Source organism: uncultured Pluralibacter sp., assembly GCF_913775985.1.
In the GTDB taxonomy this organism is placed as follows: Bacteria; Pseudomonadota; Gammaproteobacteria; order Enterobacterales; family Enterobacteriaceae; genus Pluralibacter.
On the sequence record NZ_CAJYMB010000094.1, the window covers coordinates 19,927 to 41,588 of the forward strand.

Below are 21,662 nucleotides of genomic sequence, written 5' to 3' on the forward strand. Positions count from 1 at the left end.
CGTGTTGTTCCGTTACTTAAAAAAATCCCGCTGGCGCTGGCCGGCGGGATTTGTCGTTTTTGGCTGTCTGCTGCTGCTGGCGGCCGACAGGATCTGGCCCCTGCCGCTGCACGACGTCGCTCCGGCGCGGGTGGTGGTTGCCGAGGACGGCACGCCGCTGTGGCGTTTTGCCGACAATGACGGGATTTGGCGCTATCCGGTGACTATCGAAGAGGTTTCGCCGCGCTACCTCGACGCGCTTATCCAGTATGAAGATCGCTGGTTCTGGAAACATCCCGGCGTCAATCTGCTCTCGGTGGCGCGCGCGGCCTGGCAGGACATGCGCGCCGGGCGGGTCATTTCCGGCGGCAGCACCCTGACCATGCAGGTAGCGCGGCTGCTCGACCCCCACTCGCGCACGTTTGGCGGTAAAGTACGCCAGCTGTGGCGCGCGCTGCAGTTGGAGTGGCATCTGGACAAGCGTCAAATCCTGACTCTGTATCTCAACCGCGCGCCCTTTGGCGGCACGCTGCAGGGGGTAGGAGCCGCCAGCTGGGCCTATCTTGGCAAATCACCGGCTGAGCTGAGCTATGCCGAGGCGGCGCTGCTGGCGGTGCTGCCGCAGGCCCCCAGCCGCCTGCGCCCGGACCGCTGGCCGCAGCGGGCCCGGGCGGCGCGGGATAAAGTTCTCGATCGAATGGCGATGCAGAAGCAGTGGCCTCTCGAGACGGTAAAAGAGGCAAAAGAAGAGCCGGTGTGGCTGTTTCCTCGGCAGATGCCGCAGCTGGCGCCGCTCTTTTCCCGCCGGGTGCTGGCCGCCAGCCGGGATACTAAAGTGGTGACCACTCTTGACGCCGGCCTGCAGCGCCAGCTTGAAGATATTGCCCTCGGCTGGAAGTCGCGCCTGCCGCCGCGCAGCTCGCTCGCCGCCGTAGTTGTCGATCACACCACCATGAAAGTGCGCGCCTGGATTGGCTCGGCGGACATCAACGACGATATGCGCTTTGGCCACGTTGATATGGTGACGGCGGTGCGATCCCCGGGCTCGGTGCTGAAGCCCTTTATCTACGGCCTGGCGATGGACGATGGGCTGATTCATCCGGTGTCGCTGCTGCAGGACGTACCGCGCCGCTTCAGCGACTACCGGCCGGGCAATTTCGACAGCGGCTTTCACGGGCCTGTAAGTATGAGCGACGCGCTGGTACGCTCCCTGAACCTGCCTGCGGTACAGGTGCTGGAGGCCTATGGCCCCAGACAGTTTGCCGCCAGGCTGCGCAATGCCGGACTGCCGCTGATACTGCCCGCCGGCGCGGAGCCGAACCTTTCTCTCAGCCTCGGCGGTGCCGGCGCGCGGCTGGCGGATATTGTGGCGGCCTACAGCGCGCTGGCGCGCGGCGGTAAGGCAGGACGCCTGCGGCTGCTATCGAACGATCCGCTGGTTGAGCGTCCGCTGCTGTCGCCGGGCGCCGCGTGGATTATTCGCCGTATCCTGGCGGGAGAGGAGCAGCCGGTGCCGGACGGTGCGCTGCCGCTTGTAGTGCCGCTGGCGATTAAAACCGGCACCAGCTACGGCTATCGCGACGCCTGGGCAATCGGGGTGAATGCGCGCTACGTTATCGGTATCTGGACCGGGCGACCGGACGGCACGCCGGTGGTGGGGCAGTTCGGCTTTATCAGCGCGGTGCCGCTGCTTAATCAGATAAGTAACCTGCTGCTGGCCCGGGCAAATAGCGATAAAAGCGGCCTGCCCGGCGATCCTCGCCCGGCCTCCGTATCGGCAGGCACTATTTGCTGGCCCGGCGGGCAGTCGCTTCCCGCCGGGGACGGCAACTGCCGGCGGCGGCTTTCGACGTGGCTGCTCGATGGTAGCCAGCCGCCCACACTGCTGCTGCCGGGGCAGGAGGGAATGCAGGGCATTCGTTTTCCCGTCTGGCTGAATGCCCGGGGCGAACGCGTTGCGCCAGATTGCCCGGATGCGCGCGAACAGATGCTGAATGTCTGGCCTCTGCCGCTGGAGCCCTGGCTGCCGCCCGCTGAACGGCGCGCGGCGCGGATACCCGCCGCATCCAAAACCTGCCCGCCGCTGAATATTCATCACCCGCCACCGCTGTTGCTTTCCGGCGTCAGGGACGGTGCGGTTATTCGCCGTCTGCCGGGAGTCACAATGGCGCCGCTGGTGCTGCAAACCAGCGGCGGGGAAGGGCGGCGCTGGTGGTTTATCAACGGAACCCCCCAGGAGAGCGAGGGGGCGGCGCTGACGCTGCATCTGCAGCAGGCAGGGGCCTATCAGCTGGTGGTCATGGACGAGGGTGGACAGACGGCGGCTGTCACGTTTTCGTTGCAGTAGCGGCCGGGCGGCAGGCTGGATATGTTGCTGCTAATGGTTTTATTTTAAGAAAATGTTATTTGCAGCCATAGGCAACGGGCGTATTGCTCTTTATAATGCGCGCCAGATCGAAACCGCGTCTCAGGATGCGTCATACAACAGAACATTTTACTGGATTCAGAGGTTATCAATGGCTATTGAACGTACTTTTTCCATCATCAAACCAAACGCGGTGGCAAAAAACGTTATTGGCAGTATCTTTGCCCGCTTTGAAGCGGCAGGGTTCAAAATTGTCGGCACCAAAATGCTGCACATGAGCGTTGAGCAGGCGCGCGGTTTCTACGCCGAGCATGACGGCAAGCCGTTCTTTGACGGCCTGGTGGAGTTCATGACCTCCGGCCCGATCGTGGTTTCCGTACTTGAAGGCGAAAACGCCGTGCAGCGCCACCGCGATCTGCTGGGCGCTACCAACCCGGCGAACGCGCTGGCAGGCACCCTGCGCGCCGACTACGCCGACAGCTTCACCGAAAACGGCACCCACGGTTCTGACTCCGTTGAGTCTGCAAAACGCGAAATCGCCTACTTCTTCGCTGAAGGCGAAGTGTGCCCGCGCACCCGCTAATTCGCCTCTTTTGATTGCGCAGGCGGCAATTCGTCGACCTGCGCGACCCAAAGAACCCGGCGGATTCTGAGAAAGTAGTAAATTTATATTATTACTTTTTGCAGGCGTGGCAATCATGCGCCAGAATTTGTACAATGCGACGCCCCGGAAGAGTCCGACTCTGACCGGGGCGTCCTTTTTAACCCTCCAGGGGCCACAACGTGTAACAACGAGGCCGGAAACCATTATGTCTGAACAAATTATCACGCCTGATTGCGCCGATCTGACGGTGCCCAACAAAGATGTCAAAACTAACCTGCTGGATTTAAACCGTCAGCAGATGCGCGAGTTTTTTAAAAATTTGGGTGAAAAACCGTTTCGCGCCGATCAGGTGATGAAGTGGCTGTATCACTACTGCTGCGACGACTTTGACGAGATGACCGACATCAACAAAGTCCTGCGCGCAAAGCTTAAAGAAGTGGCCGAAATTCGCGCGCCGGAAGTGGTTGAGGAGCAGCGTTCTTCCGATGGCACCATCAAGTGGGCGATCGCCGTGGGCGATCAGCGCGTTGAGACGGTGTACATCCCGGAAGACGACCGCGCCACGCTCTGCGTCTCCTCGCAGGTAGGCTGCGCCCTGGAGTGCAAATTCTGCTCGACGGCGCAGCAGGGCTTTAACCGCAACCTGCGTGTTTCCGAAATTATCGGCCAGGTCTGGCGGGCGGCGAAAATTGTCGGCGCGCAGAAGAAAACCGGCGTGCGTCCTATCACTAACGTGGTGATGATGGGAATGGGCGAGCCGCTGCTCAACCTGACCAACGTCGTACCGGCGATGGAAATTATGCTCGACGACTTCGGGTTTGGTCTTTCCAAACGCCGGGTTACGCTCTCCACCTCCGGCGTCGTGCCGGCGCTGGACAAGCTGGGCGACATGATCGACGTAGCGCTGGCTATCTCCCTGCACGCGCCGAACGATGAGATCCGCGATGAAATCGTGCCGATCAACAAAAAGTACAATATTGAAACTTTCCTCGCCGCGGTTCGCCGCTATCTGGCTAAATCCAACGCCAACCAGGGCCGCGTGACCATTGAGTACGTCATGCTCGATCACGTTAACGACGGTACCGAGCACGCGCACCAGCTGGCGGAGCTGCTGAAAGATACACCGTGCAAGATCAACCTGATTCCGTGGAATCCCTTCCCGGGCGCGCCCTATGGCCGCAGCTCCAATAGCCGCATCGATCGCTTCTCCAAAGTGCTGATGAGCTATGATTTTACGACTATCGTACGTAAAACCCGCGGCGACGATATCGACGCGGCCTGCGGACAGCTGGCGGGTGAAGTGATTGACCGCACCAAGCGTACGATGCGTAAACGCATGCAGGGTGAACCGATAGCGGTAAAAGCAGTCTGAACAACCTGACGCCGCGTGCGGAAATGCGGGCGGCGTCGAGGATGTCTAAGGATTAAGCGAAGCGTACCGATCCCTTTAATAATTACGGTGCGTTTCGATGCGGATTGAGGCAGTATGTACCGGGCCAACAATACGTTAGGCCTACATGCCTGCATCGACAGCTTGACGTTAGACAATCGGATGCTTCGCGGTGCTGGCTCCAGCGGCACCTGAATCTTAAATTTTACGTACCAGCAGCTGTAGCGAATGAATACTGAAGCCACTCAAGACCCACAAGCAGCACACACAACGGGTACGCGTCTGCGTAACGCCCGTGAACAACTCGGACTTAGCCAGCAATCCGTTGCAGAGCGCCTGTGTCTGAAGGTCTCCACGATCCGTGATATTGAGGACGATAAGGCACCCGCAGAGCTCGCTGCAACCTTCCTGCGCGGCTACATCCGCTCCTACGCCCGCCTTGTCCACGTGCCTGAAGACGAACTGCTGCCGATGATGGCAAAGCAGGTGCCGATGAAGTCGGCCAAAATGCAGCCGGGACAGCACATCTCCTTAGGCAAGCGCCGTAAGAAGCGCGACGGCTGGCTAATGACATTTACCTGGCTGGTGCTTTTTGTGGTTGTCGGCCTGACCGGCGCCTGGTGGTGGCAGAACCACAAGGCGCAGCAGGAAGAGATCAGCACCATGGCGGACCAGTCTTCCGCAGAGCTGAACGCTAATAACACCAGCCAGGAAGTTCCGCTCGATACCAGCGGTGGGCAGAGCGCGCCAGCCGATGCTGCTGGCAGCACTCAGCCGGAAACGGCAACTCCGTCAAGCGACAGCGCGGCAACCGCTGCGCAGCCGACGACACAAGATCCGCAGGCTAACGGCGCGGTTTCTCCGTCACAGGCTAATGTTGATAACACTACCGGCACGGCGGCGAATTCTACAGGTACTGGCGATGGGGCGCTGCCGACCGACCAGGCTGCCGTTACCCCCGCAGCAGAACCGAATGCGCTGGCCATGACCTTTACCGCCGACTGCTGGCTGGAAGTGAGCGATGCGACCGGTAAGAAACTGTTCAGCGGCATGCAACGCAAAGGCGCAAGCCTGAACGTCAACGGCCAGCTGCCGTACAAGCTTAAAATTGGCGCACCGGCAGCGGTTCAGATTCAGTTCCAGGGTAAACCTGTCGACCTGAGTCGTTTTATCAGAACTAACCAGGTTGCACGTCTGTCCCTGAAAGGTGATGAAGCACCGGCTCAGGCGCAGTAACGGACGCGTAACGCGGGAGATTTTACATGCATAACCAGGCTCCGATTCAACGTAGAAAATCGACGCGTATATACGTTGGGAACGTGCCAATCGGCGATGGGGCTCCCATCGCCGTGCAGTCAATGACCAACACGCGCACCACGGACGTGGCGGCAACGGTCAATCAAATTAAAGCCCTTGAGCGCGTTGGCGCGGACATTGTGCGCGTTTCGGTGCCCACCATGGACGCCGCAGAAGCTTTTAAGCTTATCAAACAGCAGGTTAACGTCCCGCTGGTCGCCGATATTCACTTTGATTACCGTATTGCCCTGAAAGTCGCCGAGTACGGCGTTGACTGCCTGCGCATCAATCCCGGCAACATCGGTAACGAAGAGCGTATCCGCCAGGTTGTTGACTGCGCGCGGGATCATAATATTCCTATCCGCATCGGCGTAAACGCCGGTTCGCTGGAAAAAGATCTGCAGGAAAAATACGGCGAGCCTACGCCGCAGGCGCTGTATGAATCCGCCATGCGCCATGTGGATCATCTCGACCGGCTCAACTTTGACAAGTTTAAAGTCAGCGTCAAAGCTTCCGACGTTTTCCTGGCTGTTGAATCCTATCGCCTGCTGGCGAAGCATATCGATCAGCCTCTGCATCTGGGCATCACTGAAGCGGGCGGCGCGCGCGCCGGGGCGGTTAAATCAGCGATCGGGCTGGGGCTGCTGCTCTCTGAAGGGATCGGCGACACGCTGCGCATCTCGCTGGCGGCGGATCCTGTTGAAGAGATCAAAGTCGGCTTTGATATTCTGAAGTCGCTGCGCATCCGCGCCCGCGGCATCAACTTTATTGCCTGCCCCACCTGCTCGCGTCAGGAGTTCGACGTTATCGGCACCGTTAACGCACTCGAAGAGCGGCTGGAGGACATTATTACCCCGATGGATGTCTCTATTATCGGCTGCGTTGTTAATGGTCCGGGTGAAGCGCTGGTTTCCACGCTCGGCGTGACCGGCGGCAATAAGAAAAGCGGCCTCTATGAAGACGGCGTCCGTAAAGACCGGCTCGATAATGACGATATGATAAGCCAGCTTGAAGCGCGCATTCGCGCCAAGGCCAGCATGCTCGATGAGTCTCAGCGTATCGACATTCAGCAGGTTGACGCAAAATAACGTATTGGGAAGCGGCACGCTTCCCGTGTATGATTGAACCCGCTGGCGCTTCTGCGCCTGGGTTCATTTTTGTATCTATAAAGAGAAAAAACGTGGCAAAAAACATTCAAGCCATCCGCGGCATGAACGATTATCTGCCGGGCGAAACCGCTCTCTGGCAGCGCATTGAAGGCACACTGAAGCAGGTGCTCAGCAGCTACGGTTACAGCGAAATTCGGTTGCCGATTGTAGAGCAGACCCCACTATTCAAGCGCGCTATCGGTGAAGTTACCGACGTGGTTGAAAAAGAGATGTATACCTTCGAAGACCGCAACGGCGATAGCCTGACGCTGCGTCCGGAAGGGACTGCGGGCTGCGTACGCGCCGGCATTGAACATGGTCTTCTGTACAATCAGGAACAGCGTCTGTGGTATATCGGCCCGATGTTCCGTCACGAGCGTCCGCAGAAAGGGCGCTATCGCCAGTTTCATCAGCTGGGCTGCGAAGTCTTTGGCCTGCAGGGCCCGGACATCGACGCAGAGTTGATTATGCTCACTGCCCGCTGGTGGCGCGCGCTCGGCATCGCCGACCACGTGCGCCTGGAACTGAACTCTATCGGTTCTCTGGAAGCGCGCGCAAACTATCGTGAAGCGCTGGTGGCTTATCTTGAGCAGTATAAAGACCGCCTGGATGAAGACTGCAAGCGCCGCATGTACACCAACCCGCTGCGGGTGCTGGATTCGAAAAATCCGGACGTGCAGGCGCTGTTGGACGATGCCCCCGCGCTCGGTGACTATCTTGATGAAGAGTCGCAGCAGCACTTTGCCGGCCTGTGCGCCCTGCTGGACGCCGCGGGTATTGCCTACACCGTCAACCAGCGCCTGGTGCGCGGTCTTGACTACTACAACCGCACCGTCTTCGAATGGGTCACTAACAGCCTGGGCTCGCAGGGCACCGTGTGTGCCGGCGGCCGCTACGACGGCCTGGTAGAACAGCTGGGCGGACGCGCGGCGCCAGGTGTCGGTTTCGCCATGGGCCTTGAGCGTTTAGTTTTGCTGGTTCAGGCGGTTAACCCGGAATTTAAAGCCGATCCCGTTGTCGATATATACCTGGTAGCCTCCGGCACCGATACGCAGGTCGCTGCGATGCGTCTTGCCGAGCAGCTTCGGGATCGGATGCCGGGCGTTAAGCTAATGACTAACCACGGCGGCGGTAACTTTAAGAAGCAATTTGCCCGTGCGGACAAGTGGGGCGCTCGCGTCGCGCTGGTTCTGGGTGAGTCAGAAGTTGCTGACAACAGCGTGGTGGTAAAAGATTTACGCTCTGGTGAGCAGACGACAGTAACGCAGGATAGCGTTGCCGCACAGCTGCAGACGCTGCTGGGCTAATTGCCGGAAATATTATTCAGGAGAAGAACTGGGTGGAAGTCTACGCTAACGAAAACGAACAGGTTGACGCAGTAAAGCGCTTTTTTGCCGAAAACGGTAAAGCGCTGGCTGTTGGCGTCATCCTGGGTATTGGCGCGCTGGTAGGCTGGCGCTACTGGAGTTCCCATCAGGAAGGTAGCGCTCGCGAAGCGTCGCTGGTTTATGAAAATGCGGTAACTGCGTTGAAACCTGGCCAGCCTGAAACTTACGGCGCCGCCGAGAAGTTTGCCGCCAGTGAAAAAAATACCTACGGTGCGTTTGCCGCGTTGGAATTGGCGCAGCAGTTTGTCGATGCAAACCAGCTGGATAAAGCCGAACAGCAGCTGCAAAATGCGCTGTCTGCTGCTTCCGATAAAAATTTAAAATCGGTTATCAGCATTCGCCTCGCGCGCGTTCAGCTGCAGATGAAGCAGCCAGATGCCGCCCTGAAATCTCTTGAAGGGATTAAAGGCGAAGGCTGGAGCGCCATTGTCGCGGACTTACGCGGCGAGATCCTGCTCAGCAAAGGCGATAAGCAGGGAGCGAAAGCTGCCTGGGAAGCTGGCGCGAAGAGCGATGCTTCATCGGCGCTCAGCGAAATGATGCGCATGAAAATGAATAATTTGTCCATCTGAGAGGGACCCGATGCAATTGCGTAAATTACTATTGCCAGGACTGCTATCTGTTACTTTATTGAGCGGCTGCTCGCTGTTTAGCAGCGAAGAAGACGTGGTTAAAATGTCTCCGCTGCCCACGGTAGAGAACCAGTTCTCTCCGTCGACTAACTGGAGTACGTCTGTCGGTAGCGGCATTGGCGATTTCTATTCCAACCTGCATCCGGCCATTGCGGATAGCGTGGTGTATGCAGCGGATCGCAAAGGCACCGTAAAAGCCGTTAACGTCAGCGATGGCAAAGAAGTCTGGTCGGTAAACCTGGCTGAAAAAGACGGCTGGTTCTCCCGTGTTTCAGCGCTGCTGTCCGGTGGCCTGACTGTTTCTGGCGGCCACGTATACGTAGGCTCCGAGAAGGCGCAGGTCTATGCGCTGAACACCAGCGACGGTACGGTGGCCTGGCAGACGCGCGTTGCAGGCGAAGCGCTCTCCCGCCCGGTAGTCAGCGATGGTATGGTGCTTATCCATACCAGTAACGGCCAGCTGCAGGCGCTGAACGAAACTGACGGCGCGATTAAGTGGACCGTTAACCTTGATATGCCGGCGCTTTCTCTGCGCGGCGAATCTGCGCCAGCAAGCGCGTTTGGCGCCGCAATTGTCGGCGGCGACAACGGCCGCGTTAGCGCGGTGCTGCAGCAGCAGGGCCAGCTTATCTGGCAGCAGCGCATTTCTCAGGCCACGGGCCCGACTGAAATCGATCGCCTGAGCGACGTGGACACGACGCCGGTTATCGTTAATGGCGTGGTTTACGCACTGGCCTATAACGGCAACCTGACCGCGCTGGACCTGCGCAGCGGCCAGGTAATGTGGAAACGCGAACTCGGTTCGGTCAATAACTTTATCGTTGACGGCAACCGCATCTATATGGTCGATCAGACCGACCGCGTGCTGGCGCTGAACACTGAAGGCGGCGTGACGCTGTGGACGCAAACTGCGCTGCTGCATCGCCTGCTGACCGCGCCGGTGCTGTATAATGGCAGCCTGGTGGTTGGCGATAGCGAAGGCTATCTGCACTGGATGAATCCTCAGGACGGCCAGTTTGTTGCGCAGCAGAAGCTCGACAGCTCCGGTTTATTGACCGATCCCGTCGCTGCTAACGGACAGCTGCTGATTCAGGCGAAAGACGGTACGCTGTATTCAATTACGCGTTAAGTTTGCTCGCGGTAGATTTTTGCAAACGGCCCCTGTTCAGCAGGGGCCGTTTTACTGTTTTTAGAATTTAAGAGGCATTTAACATGGTACCTGTGGTCGCGCTTGTCGGGCGCCCTAACGTTGGAAAATCCACGCTATTCAACCGTCTAACGCGCACTCGTGATGCGCTGGTCGCGGATTTTCCGGGGCTGACTCGTGACCGTAAGTACGGTCGTGCCGAGGTTGAAGGCCGCGAGTTTATCTGTATCGATACCGGCGGTATTGACGGTACGGAAGAGGGTGTCGAAACCCGCATGGCCGAGCAGTCGCTGCTGGCGATTGAAGAGGCTGACGTGGTGCTGTTCATGGTGGACGCCCGCGCCGGGCTTATGCCGGCAGATGAAGGCATCGCTAAGCACCTGCGCTCTCGCCAAAAACCAACTTTCCTGGTCGCCAACAAAACGGACGGCATCGATCCGGATCAGGCCGTTGCCGATTTCTGGTCGCTGGGGCTGGGTGATATTCACCCCATTGCCGCTTCCCACGGCCGCGGCGTAACCTCGCTGATTGAGCACGTCCTGATGCCGTTTATGGACGATATCGCCCCGCCGGAAGAGATTGACGAAGACGCCGCTTACTGGGCGCAGTTTGAAGCCGAGCAGAATGGCGAAGCGCCGGAAGAGCCTGAAGATGATTTCGATCCGCTGAGCCTGCCTATCAAGCTGGCTATTGTCGGTCGTCCTAACGTGGGTAAGTCCACGCTCACTAACCGTATTCTCGGCGAAGATCGCGTCGTGGTGTATGACATGCCGGGCACCACCCGCGACAGTATCTATATCCCGATGGAGCGCGACGAGCGCGAATATGTGCTCATCGACACCGCCGGGGTGCGCAAGCGCGGCAAAATTACCGATACCGTTGAGAAGTTCTCGGTTATCAAAACCCTGCAGGCCATTGAAGATGCCAACGTGGTACTGCTGGTTATTGACGCGCGGGAAGGCATTTCCGATCAGGATCTCTCCCTGCTCGGCTTTATTCTCAATAGCGGACGTTCGCTGGTGATTGTCGTCAACAAGTGGGACGGCCTGAGTCAGGAAGTGCGTGAGCAGGTTAAAGAGACCCTCGACTATCGTCTGGGCTTTATTGATTTTGCCCGTGTACACTTTATCTCTGCCCTGCACGGCAGCGGCGTTGGCAACCTGTTTGACTCCGTACGCGAAGCCTACGACAGCTCAACCCGCCGCGTCAGCACCGCGCTGCTGACCCGCATCATGAATATGGCCGCTGAAGATCACCAGCCGCCGCTGGTGCGCGGCCGTCGCGTGAAGCTTAAATACGCGCACGCCGGTGGCTATAACCCGCCGATCGTCGTTATTCACGGGAATCAGGTAAAAGACCTGCCGGATTCCTATAAGCGCTATCTGATGAACTATTTCCGCAAGTCCCTGGACGTAATGGGGACGCCAATTCGCATTCAGTTTAAAGAGGGTGAAAACCCGTTTGCGAATAAGCGTAATACTCTGACGCCAAATCAGATGCGCAAGCGTAAACGCCTCATTAAGCATATTAAGAAAGGCAAATAATAACCTATTTAAACCCGCACTCCGTGCGGGTTTTTATTTATTGCATAATGGTGTGATGGCAATTACAGTTTATTCCTAATGGCAAGTTCATAAATGTGTGCCAGACTTGTTTCCACTGGTTTATCAAAACGAATGAATGAGGGAATCATGATGAAAAAGACAATTATTGCACTTTCTGCTCTTATGATGGCTGCACCTGTTTTTGCTAACACGGTTACTCACGCGACTGATGATACCGTGCAGCAGGCGCACGAAAGCGCTGATACTGCGAAAGAAAAACTGCACAAAGCCCAGCACCGCGGTGATGAGCTGAAGCAGAAATCTGAGCATGCTGTGAAAGGTGAGAGCAACGACACCAGCAGCAAAATCAGCGAAGGCTCTAAAAAGGCCTGGAACAAAACTAAAGAGGGTTCCGAAAAGGCCTGGGATAAAACCAAGCAGGGATCTGAAAAGGCGTGGAACAGCACTAAAGAAGGTGCCAGCGACCTGAAAAACAAAGTCAGCAACTAATTACGCTTTGTTTCTACATTATCCCAGCGGGCCAGTTTACTGGCTCGCTTTTATTATGTAAGCGTGTTACAAACTCCGAATTTGTCCCCGATAAAATTTATTTAACCCCTCTTTTTGTATCCTGATATTAATTAAGCTTACCTAACAATGAGTAAATAAATATCTTAATAATGGTTATGCATTTACGTTCTTAGCAAATTAAATTATGCCACATTGCAGGAGCAGAGCGGGCTCCCTGCGATGTGGCACCCCGGCGGCAATTCGGGTAACGTAGCATTTTTTCTGTGGGAATATTACGATGGAATTAACTTGCCCGAATTGCCATTCAGATCTTGAGCCGAGCAGCGGAATGGCGCACTGCTCAGGCTGCCAACGAGACTTTACCGTGTCGGCACGCTGTCCGGAGTGTCATCAGCCGCTTGAAGTGTTAAAAGCCTGCGGCGCGGTAGATTACTTCTGCCAGCACGGACACGGTCTGATCTCTAAAAAGCGCGTGGCGTTCAGCCTTACCTGAAGATTCAGGTTGCTTTGCGGGCCCGGCTTCTCTTCTGCGGCGTGATTCTAACCACTTCACTCTCGACCACGCCGTCGCTCAGGCGAGTATTCAGGATGTCGCCGGCCTTCAGCTGTTTTGCCTTTTTCACCAGCGCGCCTTCGGCGGTGGTTGAGACGCTGTAGCCGCGCGCCAGCGTGGACAGCGGGCTGACCGCTTCCAGATGGGTAGCCGCAGTACCGAAGCGCTCTTTGGCACCGCTCAGCCGGGCGCGGATGCGTTCTGCAAGCATATACTCCAGCTGTTTTATCCTGCTCGAAGCCCTATAAATGCGCGGCTGCGGGCTCTGCTGATTCAGCCGCTGCATCAGCCGTTGCTGCTGCTGGGTAGCGCGCTTGAGCCTGCCTTCAAGGGCGTAGCCCAGACGCTGGCGCAGTTTATCAAGCACCGCCTGCTGGCGGGCCAGACGCAATTCGGGATGCTGCTGCTGCAGGCGGTGGTGAAGCTGGCTAAAGCGCCGGCTGTGGCTGGCGATGTAGTAGTCCATCGCCATCTCGAGACGCTGGCGCGCTGACTGTACCTGGCGCAGCAGTTCAAGCTGGTTGCGGCTGACGATTTCCGCTGCCGCCGACGGCGTCGGCGCGCGCAGATCGGCGATAAAGTCGGCGATGGTGACGTCCGTTTCGTGGCCGACGGCGCTGACCACCGGAATTACGCTGGCGAAAATCGCCCGCGCCACGCGCTCGTCGTTAAAGCTCCACAAGTCTTCCAGCGAGCCGCCGCCGCGCCCGACGATGAGCACGTCGCATTCGCCGCGGCGGTTTGCCAGTTCGATAGCGCGCACAATCTGTCCGGGGGCATCGTCGCCCTGAACGGCGGTCGGATAGATGATCACCGGCAGCGCCGGATCGCGACGCTTAAGAACGTGCAGAATATCGTGCAGCGCGGCGCCCGTTTTTGAGGTAATCACCCCAACGCAGGTGGCCGGGGAGGGCAACGGCTGCTTGAATTGCTGATCGAACAGCCCCTCAGAGGACAGCTTCGTCTTCAGCTGCTCGTATTTCTGCTGCAGCAAGCCTTCACCGGCCGGCTGCATGCTCTCAACGATGATCTGATAGTCGCCGCGGGGTTCGTACAGCGTGATATTCGCGCGGACCAGCACCTGCTGGCCGTGCTGGGGCCGGAAGGTGACCCGGCGGTTGCTGTTGCGAAACATCGCGCAGCGCACCTGGGCTCCGTCGTCTTTTAAGGTGAAGTACCAGTGCCCGGAAGCGGGCTGGGTAAAGTTTGAAATTTCGCCGCTGATCCAGACCTGGCCCATCTCCTGTTCCAGCAGCAGACGTACCGTCTGATTAAGGCGGCTTACGGTAAAAATAGTGGAGGTCGGAGAGGATAACATGTGAGCGAGATCAAATTTTAAATCAGCAGGTTATTCAGTCGATAGTAACCCGCCGACAGGGGATGGCAAGTATTATTTGCAAATAAGTGTGGAAGCAAGCGATTCCGCTCTGTATAATGCCACGGCAATATTTATTAACCACCCAGGTAGAGATATTGCCCATGCTACGCATCGCTAAAGAAGCACTCACGTTTGACGACGTTCTCCTCGTTCCCGCTCACTCCACTGTTCTGCCGAATACTGCCGATCTCAGCACGCAGCTGACCAAAAAAATTCGCCTGAATATTCCAATGCTCTCCGCGGCGATGGATACCGTGACTGAAGCGCGCCTGGCGATTGCCCTGGCTCAGGAAGGCGGTATTGGCTTTATCCACAAAAACATGTCTATCGAGCGCCAGGCCGAAGAAGTCCAGCGCGTTAAAAAATACGAATCCGGTATTGTCACCGATCCCCAGACCGTTCTGCCGACCACGACTTTGCAGGAAGTGAAGGCGCTGACCGAGCGCAACGGTTTTGCCGGCTATCCGGTGGTCACCGAAGATAACGAGCTGGTCGGGATTGTTACCGGCCGCGACGTGCGCTTCGTGACCGACCTTAATCAGCCGGTCAGCGTTTACATGACGCCGAAAGATCGTCTGGTGACCGTGCGCGAAGGTGAAGCCCGCGAAGCGGTATTCGCCAAGATGCACGAAAAGCGCGTCGAAAAAGCGCTGGTCGTAGACGACAGCTTCCACCTGCTCGGCATGATCACCGTAAAAGACTTCAAGAAAGCCGAGCGTAAGCCTAACGCCTGTAAAGACGAGCACGGCCGCCTGCGCGTAGGTGCCGCGGTAGGCGCGGGCGCGGGCAACGAAGAGCGCGTTGACGCGCTGGTTGCTGCAGGCGTTGACGTTCTGCTGATCGACTCCTCCCACGGTCATTCCGAAGGCGTGCTGCAGCGCATTCGCGAAACCCGCGCAAAATATCCCGACCTGCAAATCATCGGCGGCAACGTGGCGACTGGCGCAGGGGCACGTGCCCTGGCAGACGCTGGCGTAAGCGCGGTGAAAGTGGGTATCGGCCCAGGGTCCATCTGTACCACCCGCATCGTTACCGGCGTGGGCGTTCCGCAGATCACCGCTGTTTCCGACGCGGTTGAAGCGCTGGAAGGCACCGGCATTCCGGTCATCGCCGACGGCGGTATCCGCTTCTCTGGCGACATTGCAAAAGCCATTGCCGCAGGCGCTTCTGCCGTCATGGTCGGATCGATGCTGGCCGGTACCGAAGAATCTCCGGGCGAAATCGAACTCTATCAGGGCCGCTCTTACAAATCCTACCGCGGCATGGGCTCGCTGGGCGCGATGTCCAAAGGCTCTTCCGATCGCTACTTCCAGAGCGATAACGCAGCCGACAAGCTGGTGCCGGAAGGTATCGAAGGCCGCGTAGCCTATAAAGGCCGCCTGAAAGAGATCATCCACCAGCAGATGGGCGGCTTGCGCTCCTGTATGGGCCTTACCGGCTGTGGTACTATCGACGCCCTGCGTACTAAGGCAGAGTTCGTGCGCATCAGCGGTGCGGGTATCCAGGAAAGCCACGTTCACGACGTGACCATCACCAAGGAATCCCCGAACTACCGTCTGGGCTCCTGATTATTTCCGCGCCCGGCCTATATGCTCTGTCGGGCTGCAGTAAACGCATCTGCAGCCGGAGAGACAACTAATATGCCGGGCGCTCTGTTTTTGTTTCACTTGCCTCGGAATTATCGTCAATGACGGACAACATTCATAAACACCGCATCCTGATCCTCGACTTCGGTTCTCAATATACTCAGCTGGTGGCGCGCCGCGTGCGCGAGCTGGGGGTTTACTGTGAGCTGTGGGCCTGGGACGTTACGGAAGCACAGATCCGCGAATTTAATCCTAGCGGCATTATCCTTTCCGGCGGACCGGAAAGCACCACCGAAGAGAACAGCCCGCGCGCGCCGGAATATGTCTTCACCGCCGGCGTCCCGGTGCTCGGCGTTTGCTACGGCATGCAGACCATGGCGATGCAGCTCGGTGGTCACGTACAGGGCTCCAGCGAGCGCGAGTTTGGCTACGCGCAGGTTGAAGTCAAAGTCGACAGCGCGCTGGTTCACGGCATTGAAGATGCCCTGACCGCCGACGGCAAGCCGCTGCTGGACGTGTGGATGAGCCACGGCGACAAAGTTACCGCCATCCCGTCCGGCTTCGTGACCGTTGCCAGCACCGAAACCTGTCCGTTTGCCATTATGGCTAACGAAGAGAAGCGCTTCTACGGCGTGCAGTTCCACCCGGAAGTGACCCACACCCGTCAGGGCCTGCGTATGCTGGAGCGCTTCGTGCGCGATATCTGCCAGTGCGAAGCCCTGTGGACCCCGGCAAAAATCATCGACGACGCCGTGGCGCGCATTCGCGAGCAGGTTGGCGACGATAAAGTGATCCTCGGCCTCTCCGGCGGCGTGGACTCCTCCGTCACCGCGATGCTGCTGCACCGCGCCATCGGCGACAAGCTGACCTGCGTCTTCGTTGACAACGGCCTGCTGCGCCTCAACGAAGCCGAGCAGGTGATGGACATGTTCGGCGATCGCTTTGGCCTGAACATCGTGCACGTTGAAGGCGAGCAGCGCTTCCTCGACGCGCTGGCGGGCGAAAACGATCCGGAAGCCAAGCGCAAAATCATCGGCCGCGTTTTTGTGGAAGTATTCGATGAAGAAGCGCTGAAGCTGGAAGACGTGAAGTGGCTGGCGCAGGGCACCATCTATCCTGACGTTATCGAATCTGCCGCCTCGGCAACCGGTAAAGCGCACGTCATCAAATCTCACCACAACGTGGGCGGCCTGCCGAAAGAGATGAAGATGGGCCTCGTAGAGCCGCTGCGCGAGCTGTTCAAAGACGAAGTGCGCAAGATTGGTCTCGAGCTGGGCCTGCCGTACGACATGCTCTACCGTCACCCGTTCCCGGGACCGGGACTGGGCGTGCGCGTACTGGGCGAAGTGAAGAAAGAGTACTGCGACCTGCTGCGCCGCGCCGACGCTATCTTTATCGAAGAGCTGCGCAAGGCCGATCTGTACGACAAAGTCAGCCAGGCCTTTACCGTGTTCCTGCCGGTGCGCTCAGTTGGCGTGATGGGCGACGGCCGTAAATACGACTGGGTCGTCTCCCTGCGCGCGGTGGAAACCATCGACTTTATGACAGCGCACTGGGCGCACCTGCCGTACGATTTCCTCGGTCGCGTGTCCAATCGCATCATCAACGAAGTTAACGGCATCTCCCGCGTGGTGTACGACATCAGCGGCAAGCCGCCGGCGACGATTGAGTGGGAATGATTTAACGTCTGGCAATAGCTTGCACGTAAAAGCAGTAAAGTACCTCTAAGCCCGCGTAACTGCGGGCTTTTTTGTCTGATTCGAATGAAAATTTCTGCGAAATTATTTACCCCTCCTGGATAGAGAAGACTTTGCGATGTCCTGCATACTTCAGCTTGTCCGCGCGTTGGCTGTCTTCATTTAGTCCACCTCTGGACCTTAGTAAACTTTCGGAAATTCATTTTCTTGCGCCTGCATCTAATCTGGAATAGTTAGGCTATGTAACGGTGCAGTAGATTTTCCTGAGAACGATGTCTGATATTTAGTTAAAGACGGGATACTGCGCGGCAATGGCAAAGTAATTAAGTATTCTTTTAAAGTGAAGCTGTAAATATAATTAAAAATACTCAGAAATATTATGTTACATCTGTATTATCAGTGACTAACTATCCTGACTTTATTGAACGAATATGCAGGCGCTGTAAACTCTGCCCGGTGGTAAACACCACAAGGGAAACACTACCCAGTGTCGTATTATTTACAGGAGTTAGTTATGCGTGAACTTAAAAATAGTGAGTTAGAAACCGTTTCTGGTGCAGGTTTTTTTGCTGATGCCGGCACTGCGCTAGGCCGCAGCATTGGCGCTATTGTTGACGCCATTGGCGGTAAAGGCAGCAACAGCGGCGTTCAGGCGGGAACCACAATTGGTAAGAGCATTGGCGAAGCCGTGGAAGTTGGCTTAGGCATTTTCTCTTCCCTTTTCGGCGGGCTGTTCGGTAAGAAATAATTAGCAGCGATTAAGCGTAATGATATGCCATAGCTGCAGGCGTATTGCCTGTGGCTATTATAGTGCATGAATCCCGTTAACCTTTGTTAATACACAGGAGCAGTGAAGTAAGAAGGGTTTATGTTTACTTGACTGTTTTTGTGAAAATAAGGATCGCTGTTTTTATTTCTTACGGAGTTTTATCTGAAATTATAATCAGTTTTTACTCTTTCAGATGATATTAACCCCGTACCTTCAACAGGCCGCTTTACCCCGCAGCTCCGCTAATAGAGAAAAATAGTCTTCAAAATGGAACAACAACCTCTGTTTCGCCAGGAAGCGCTCGACCATCTGAAAACCCGATGGCTGGGCCAGGCGCTGTTAACCAGCAGTTATCCGCTGTGGGTCGCCGTGACTGCCACTACTTTTTTTATTGCCGTTCTGCTGCTCGCCGCTGTTTTTGGCGACTATACCCGGCGAATGAGCGTTTCAGGTGAAGTCACCTCGCTGCCGCGTGCGGTCAATATCTTCTCGCCGGGGCAGGGGTTTATCAGCCATATCTGGAAGCAGGCCGGAGAGCCAGTCAGCAAAGGGGATTTTCTTTATCAAATAGACGTCAGCCGCGTTACCCGCTCGGGCAACGTCAGCGAAAACATTATTCACGCCACCCGCGAGCAGACGCAGATCATTGAAGGCATTATTCACAAGCTGGAGCAAAACAAAGCGACGGCGCTGGCGCAAATGCAGGAGCAGCTTGCCCAGTATCAACGTGCATACCGGGATGCCAAAGTCTCGGTGGACAGCGCGCGAAAAGGTATGGAGGAGATGAGGGCCACCATGCAGAGCTACGCGGACTATAAAAAGCGCGGCCTCATCACCAACGATCAGCACACAAACCAGCGCTACCTCTATTACCAGCAGCAGAGCGTTTATCAGAATCTCAATGCCCAGCTGATCCAGCAGGGCCTGCAAATTACCGCGCTGAAAGGCGATATTATTACCCGTACCGCCGATTTTGATAACCAGATCTCGACCCACCGCTATGAACTGAGCGATCTGCAGCGCAGGCTGGCGGAGATGGACGCCACCGGCACGCTGCTGGTGAGTGCGCCGGCGGAGGGAAAAGTCGAGTCCATGAGCGTCACTCTGGGGCAGATGGTCAACGCCGGCGATAGCCTGGCGCAAATCGTGCCCGCCGAAAGCAAAGGCTATTTCCTGATCCTCTGGCTGCCCAACAGCAGCGTTCCCTACGTAAAGCCCGGGGACCGCATCAACATCCGCTATGACGCTTTTCCCTATGAAAAATTCGGCCAGTTCGCGGGCAGCATTCTCTCGGTCTCCAGCGTGCCCGTCTCGCCTCAGGAACTGAGCTCCTACAGCAACTCGCCGCGCGCGCTGAACAGCACCCGCACGGAGCCGTTCTACAAAGCGATTATCGATATCAGCGTCGATCCGCGCGCCCGGGCGCTGGCCCTGACCACCGGCATGAAGGCGCAGGCCACGGTATTTATGGAGCGGCGTCCTCTCTACCAGTGGATGCTCTCGCCATTTTATGACATCTACAGCAGCCTGACGGGCCCGATCCATGACTAGTACGCTATTGAACTACCTGCGCGACCGGCTGCACTTCGGCTTTATGCGCAAAGTGCCGCAGATTTTACAAACCGAAAGCGCCGAGTGTGGGCTTGCCTGCCTGACGATGGTGTGCCGCTTTTACGGCATGGATGTCGATCTGTTTAATCTGCGCCACCGGTTTGGCATCTCCTCTCACGGCGCGACGCTGGGGCTGCTGGTGGATGTTGCCGAGAAGCTGAACCTCAAGACCCGGCCGCTGTCGCTGGATCTCAACGAGGTCCGCCAGCTAAAGACGCCGTGCATCTTGCACTGGGACATGTGTCACTTTGTTGTCCTGATCGCTGCCGGGCGCAACAAGTGCGTGATTCACGATCCCGCGTTTGGCCGCCGGGTTGTCGGCATCGCAGAGCTGTCCCGCCACTTTACCGGCGTAGCGCTTGAGCTATGGCCAGATAAAGGGTTCTCCCGGGAAAGCGCGCGCAGCAAAATGCGCCTGTGGGAAATGATGAAGAATATTCACGGCCTGTGGGGATTTCTGGGCAAGATCCTCTGCTTCAGCCTGCTGATTGAGACCATCAACTTGCTGCTTCCCGTCGGCACGCAGCTGGTGATGGACCACGTCATCGTGGCCGAGGACCGCTCGCTGCTGTCGCTTATCTGTATCGGGCTGTTCTGCTTCATTCTCTGTCGGACATTTATCGGCACCCTGCGGGCCTGGACGTCGCTGGTGATGAGTTCGCTGATTGACGTGCAGTGGCGGACGGGCATTTTCGACCACCTGATGCGCCTGCCGCTGGCCTATTTCGAAAAGCGCAAGCTGGGGGATATTCAGTCGCGGCTGGGTTCGCTTGACGTTATCCGCCATACGCTAACCGAAAGTCTGGTGACCTTTATTATCGACGTCATCGTCAGCGTCAGCGTTTTTATTATGATGCTGCTGTACGGCGGCTGGCTGGTGGCAGTGGTTTGCGCATTTACGTTGCTGTATGCGCTGCTGCGCGTCACTACCTACAGCCGCTACCGGCAGGCTTCCGAGGAACATATCGTTAAAGAAGCCCGGGCGAGCTCGCACTTTATGGAGACCCTGTACGGCGTGGGCACCCTGAAAGCGTTAGGGATTACCGGTCTGCGTTCGAAGTTCTGGCTCAACCTGAATATTGATACCACCAACGCGCGCATCCGCACCACTAAGCTGGACATGCTGTTTGGCGGCCTGGCGAACTTTATTGCCGCGGTGGACCAGATTGTCATCCTGTGGCTCGGGGCGACGATGGTGATCAACGGCGGCATGACGCTGGGGATGTTTGTGGCGTTTAATGCCTACCGCAGTCAGTTTTCCGAGCGTACCGCCAGCCTGATTAACATTCTGCTGCAGATGCGCCTGCTGTCGCTGCACAACGAGCGCGTGGCCGACATTGTGCTGACGGAGCCGGAAAAAGAGGTGCCGGCGCGGGCGGCGGCGGAGGGCGCGGCGGAATTCAGCGCGCGCGGGGTTTCGTTTCAGTACGACAGCCTTTCCCGGCCGCTGTTCAGCGGACTCAACATTCGCGTCAGTCCCGGCGAGAGCGTGGCGATTGTTGGCCCCTCGGGGGCGGGAAAAACCACGTTAATGAAGGTGATGTGCGGCCTGCTGCGGCCGACCGAAGGCAGCGTTCACGTCAACGGTATCGATATTCAGAGCCTCGGGCTGAATAACTACCGCCGCAGCATTGCCTGCGTGCTGCAGGACGATAAGCTGTTTGCCGGCTCCATTGCGGAAAACATCTGCAGCTTTGAAGAGAACCGGGACTACGAGCGCATCGCCGACTGCGCCAGGCGCTGTAATATCCATGATGAAATTACCCTGATGCCGATGGGCTACGAAACGCTACTCGGCGAGCTGGGCGGCAACCTTTCCGGCGGTCAAAAGCAGCGCCTGCTGATCGCCAGAGCGCTGTACCGCCAGCCTGCGCTGCTGTTTCTTGACGAGGCGACCAGCCATCTGGATCTGGATAACGAGGCCATCATTAACCGGGCTATCCGCGAGCTAAACATTACCCGCATCTTTATCGCCCACCGCCCGTCGACCATTGCCAGCGCCGATCGCGTCATCAGCCTGGCGACCGCGGCGAGCGGGGAGTGA

At 57.3% G+C, this 21,662-nt stretch carries 17 protein-coding genes; 16 read left to right on the forward strand and 1 reads right to left on the reverse strand.

What is annotated here, in order from left to right:
- The first annotated feature begins 1 nt into the window (after nt 1).
- The 11 genes from pbpC to QZ766_RS10370 all read left to right on the forward strand — a co-directional run bounded on the left by pbpC (nt 2) and on the right by QZ766_RS10370 (nt 12,517).
- Nucleotides 2-2,326 (forward strand): peptidoglycan glycosyltransferase PbpC, encoded by a 2,325-nt coding sequence (gene pbpC / locus QZ766_RS10320; protein WP_297201200.1) that lies wholly within the window; start codon nt 2-4, stop codon nt 2,324-2,326.
- Nucleotides 2,327-2,495: 169 nt separating this feature from the next.
- On the forward strand, nt 2,496-2,927 hold the full coding sequence (gene ndk, locus QZ766_RS10325) for a nucleoside-diphosphate kinase (protein WP_297201202.1): 432 nt from the start codon (nt 2,496-2,498) through the stop codon (nt 2,925-2,927).
- A gap of 226 nt (nt 2,928-3,153) precedes the next feature.
- Nucleotides 3,154-4,320: a bifunctional tRNA (adenosine(37)-C2)-methyltransferase TrmG/ribosomal RNA large subunit methyltransferase RlmN gene (locus QZ766_RS10330; RefSeq protein ID WP_297201205.1), complete on the forward strand. Its 1,167-nt coding sequence runs from the start codon at nt 3,154-3,156 to the stop codon at nt 4,318-4,320.
- Nucleotides 4,321-4,566: 246 nt separating this feature from the next.
- On the forward strand, nt 4,567-5,574 hold the full coding sequence (rodZ, locus tag QZ766_RS10335; RefSeq protein WP_297201208.1) for a cytoskeleton protein RodZ: 1,008 nt from the start codon (nt 4,567-4,569) through the stop codon (nt 5,572-5,574).
- A gap of 26 nt (nt 5,575-5,600) precedes the next feature.
- Nucleotides 5,601-6,722, forward strand: a complete 1,122-nt coding sequence (ispG, locus tag QZ766_RS10340; protein ID WP_297201211.1) for a flavodoxin-dependent (E)-4-hydroxy-3-methylbut-2-enyl-diphosphate synthase — start codon at nt 5,601-5,603, stop codon at nt 6,720-6,722.
- A 92-nt stretch (nt 6,723-6,814) separates the two neighbouring features.
- Nucleotides 6,815-8,089 carry a histidine--tRNA ligase gene (hisS, locus tag QZ766_RS10345; RefSeq protein WP_297201214.1) on the forward strand — a complete coding sequence of 425 codons (1,275 nt, stop codon included), beginning with the start codon at nt 6,815-6,817 and terminating at the stop codon, nt 8,087-8,089.
- Between the two features lie 32 nt (nt 8,090-8,121).
- Nucleotides 8,122-8,742, forward strand: a complete 621-nt coding sequence (locus tag QZ766_RS10350) for a YfgM family protein (protein ID WP_297201216.1) — start codon at nt 8,122-8,124, stop codon at nt 8,740-8,742.
- 10 nt (nt 8,743-8,752) lie between these two features.
- On the forward strand, nt 8,753-9,931 hold the full coding sequence (bamB, locus tag QZ766_RS10355) for an outer membrane protein assembly factor BamB (RefSeq protein WP_297201219.1): 1,179 nt from the start codon (nt 8,753-8,755) through the stop codon (nt 9,929-9,931).
- Between the two features lie 83 nt (nt 9,932-10,014).
- Nucleotides 10,015-11,493: a ribosome biogenesis GTPase Der gene (gene der / locus QZ766_RS10360; RefSeq protein ID WP_297201222.1), complete on the forward strand. Its 1,479-nt coding sequence runs from the start codon at nt 10,015-10,017 to the stop codon at nt 11,491-11,493.
- Nucleotides 11,494-11,643: 150 nt separating this feature from the next.
- Nucleotides 11,644-12,003, forward strand: coding sequence for a hypothetical protein (locus QZ766_RS10365; RefSeq protein ID WP_297201500.1), 360 nt, complete (start codon nt 11,644-11,646; stop codon nt 12,001-12,003).
- A gap of 298 nt (nt 12,004-12,301) precedes the next feature.
- Entirely contained in the window at nt 12,302-12,517 is a 216-nt protein-coding gene (locus QZ766_RS10370) for a zinc ribbon domain-containing protein (RefSeq protein WP_297201225.1), read from the forward strand.
- 4 nt (nt 12,518-12,521) lie between these two features.
- On the opposite strand, the gene xseA is transcribed toward QZ766_RS10370, so the two are convergent.
- Nucleotides 12,522-13,895: an exodeoxyribonuclease VII large subunit gene (gene xseA / locus QZ766_RS10375; RefSeq protein ID WP_297201227.1), complete on the reverse strand. Its 1,374-nt coding sequence runs from the start codon at nt 13,893-13,895 to the stop codon at nt 12,522-12,524.
- A gap of 161 nt (nt 13,896-14,056) precedes the next feature.
- Here xseA and guaB point away from each other — a divergent pair, with 161 nt between their 5' ends.
- The 5 genes from guaB to QZ766_RS10400 all read left to right on the forward strand — a co-directional run bounded on the left by guaB (nt 14,057) and on the right by QZ766_RS10400 (nt 21,662).
- Nucleotides 14,057-15,523, forward strand: a complete 1,467-nt coding sequence (gene guaB / locus QZ766_RS10380) for an IMP dehydrogenase (protein ID WP_297201230.1) — start codon at nt 14,057-14,059, stop codon at nt 15,521-15,523.
- A gap of 119 nt (nt 15,524-15,642) precedes the next feature.
- Nucleotides 15,643-17,220 (forward strand): glutamine-hydrolyzing GMP synthase, encoded by a 1,578-nt coding sequence (guaA, locus tag QZ766_RS10385; protein WP_297201233.1) that lies wholly within the window; start codon nt 15,643-15,645, stop codon nt 17,218-17,220.
- A 532-nt stretch (nt 17,221-17,752) separates the two neighbouring features.
- Nucleotides 17,753-17,986, forward strand: a complete 234-nt coding sequence (locus QZ766_RS10390; RefSeq protein WP_297201236.1) for a hypothetical protein — start codon at nt 17,753-17,755, stop codon at nt 17,984-17,986.
- 288 nt (nt 17,987-18,274) lie between these two features.
- The gene (locus QZ766_RS10395; protein WP_297201240.1) at nt 18,275-19,558 is read left to right on the forward strand and encodes an HlyD family secretion protein; all 1,284 of its coding nucleotides are present in this window, start codon (nt 18,275-18,277) and stop codon (nt 19,556-19,558) included.
- Complete coding sequence (locus tag QZ766_RS10400) at nt 19,551-21,662, forward strand: peptidase domain-containing ABC transporter (RefSeq protein WP_297201243.1); 2,112 nt, start codon at nt 19,551-19,553, stop codon at nt 21,660-21,662. The genes QZ766_RS10395 and QZ766_RS10400 overlap by 8 nt, the downstream gene beginning before the upstream one ends.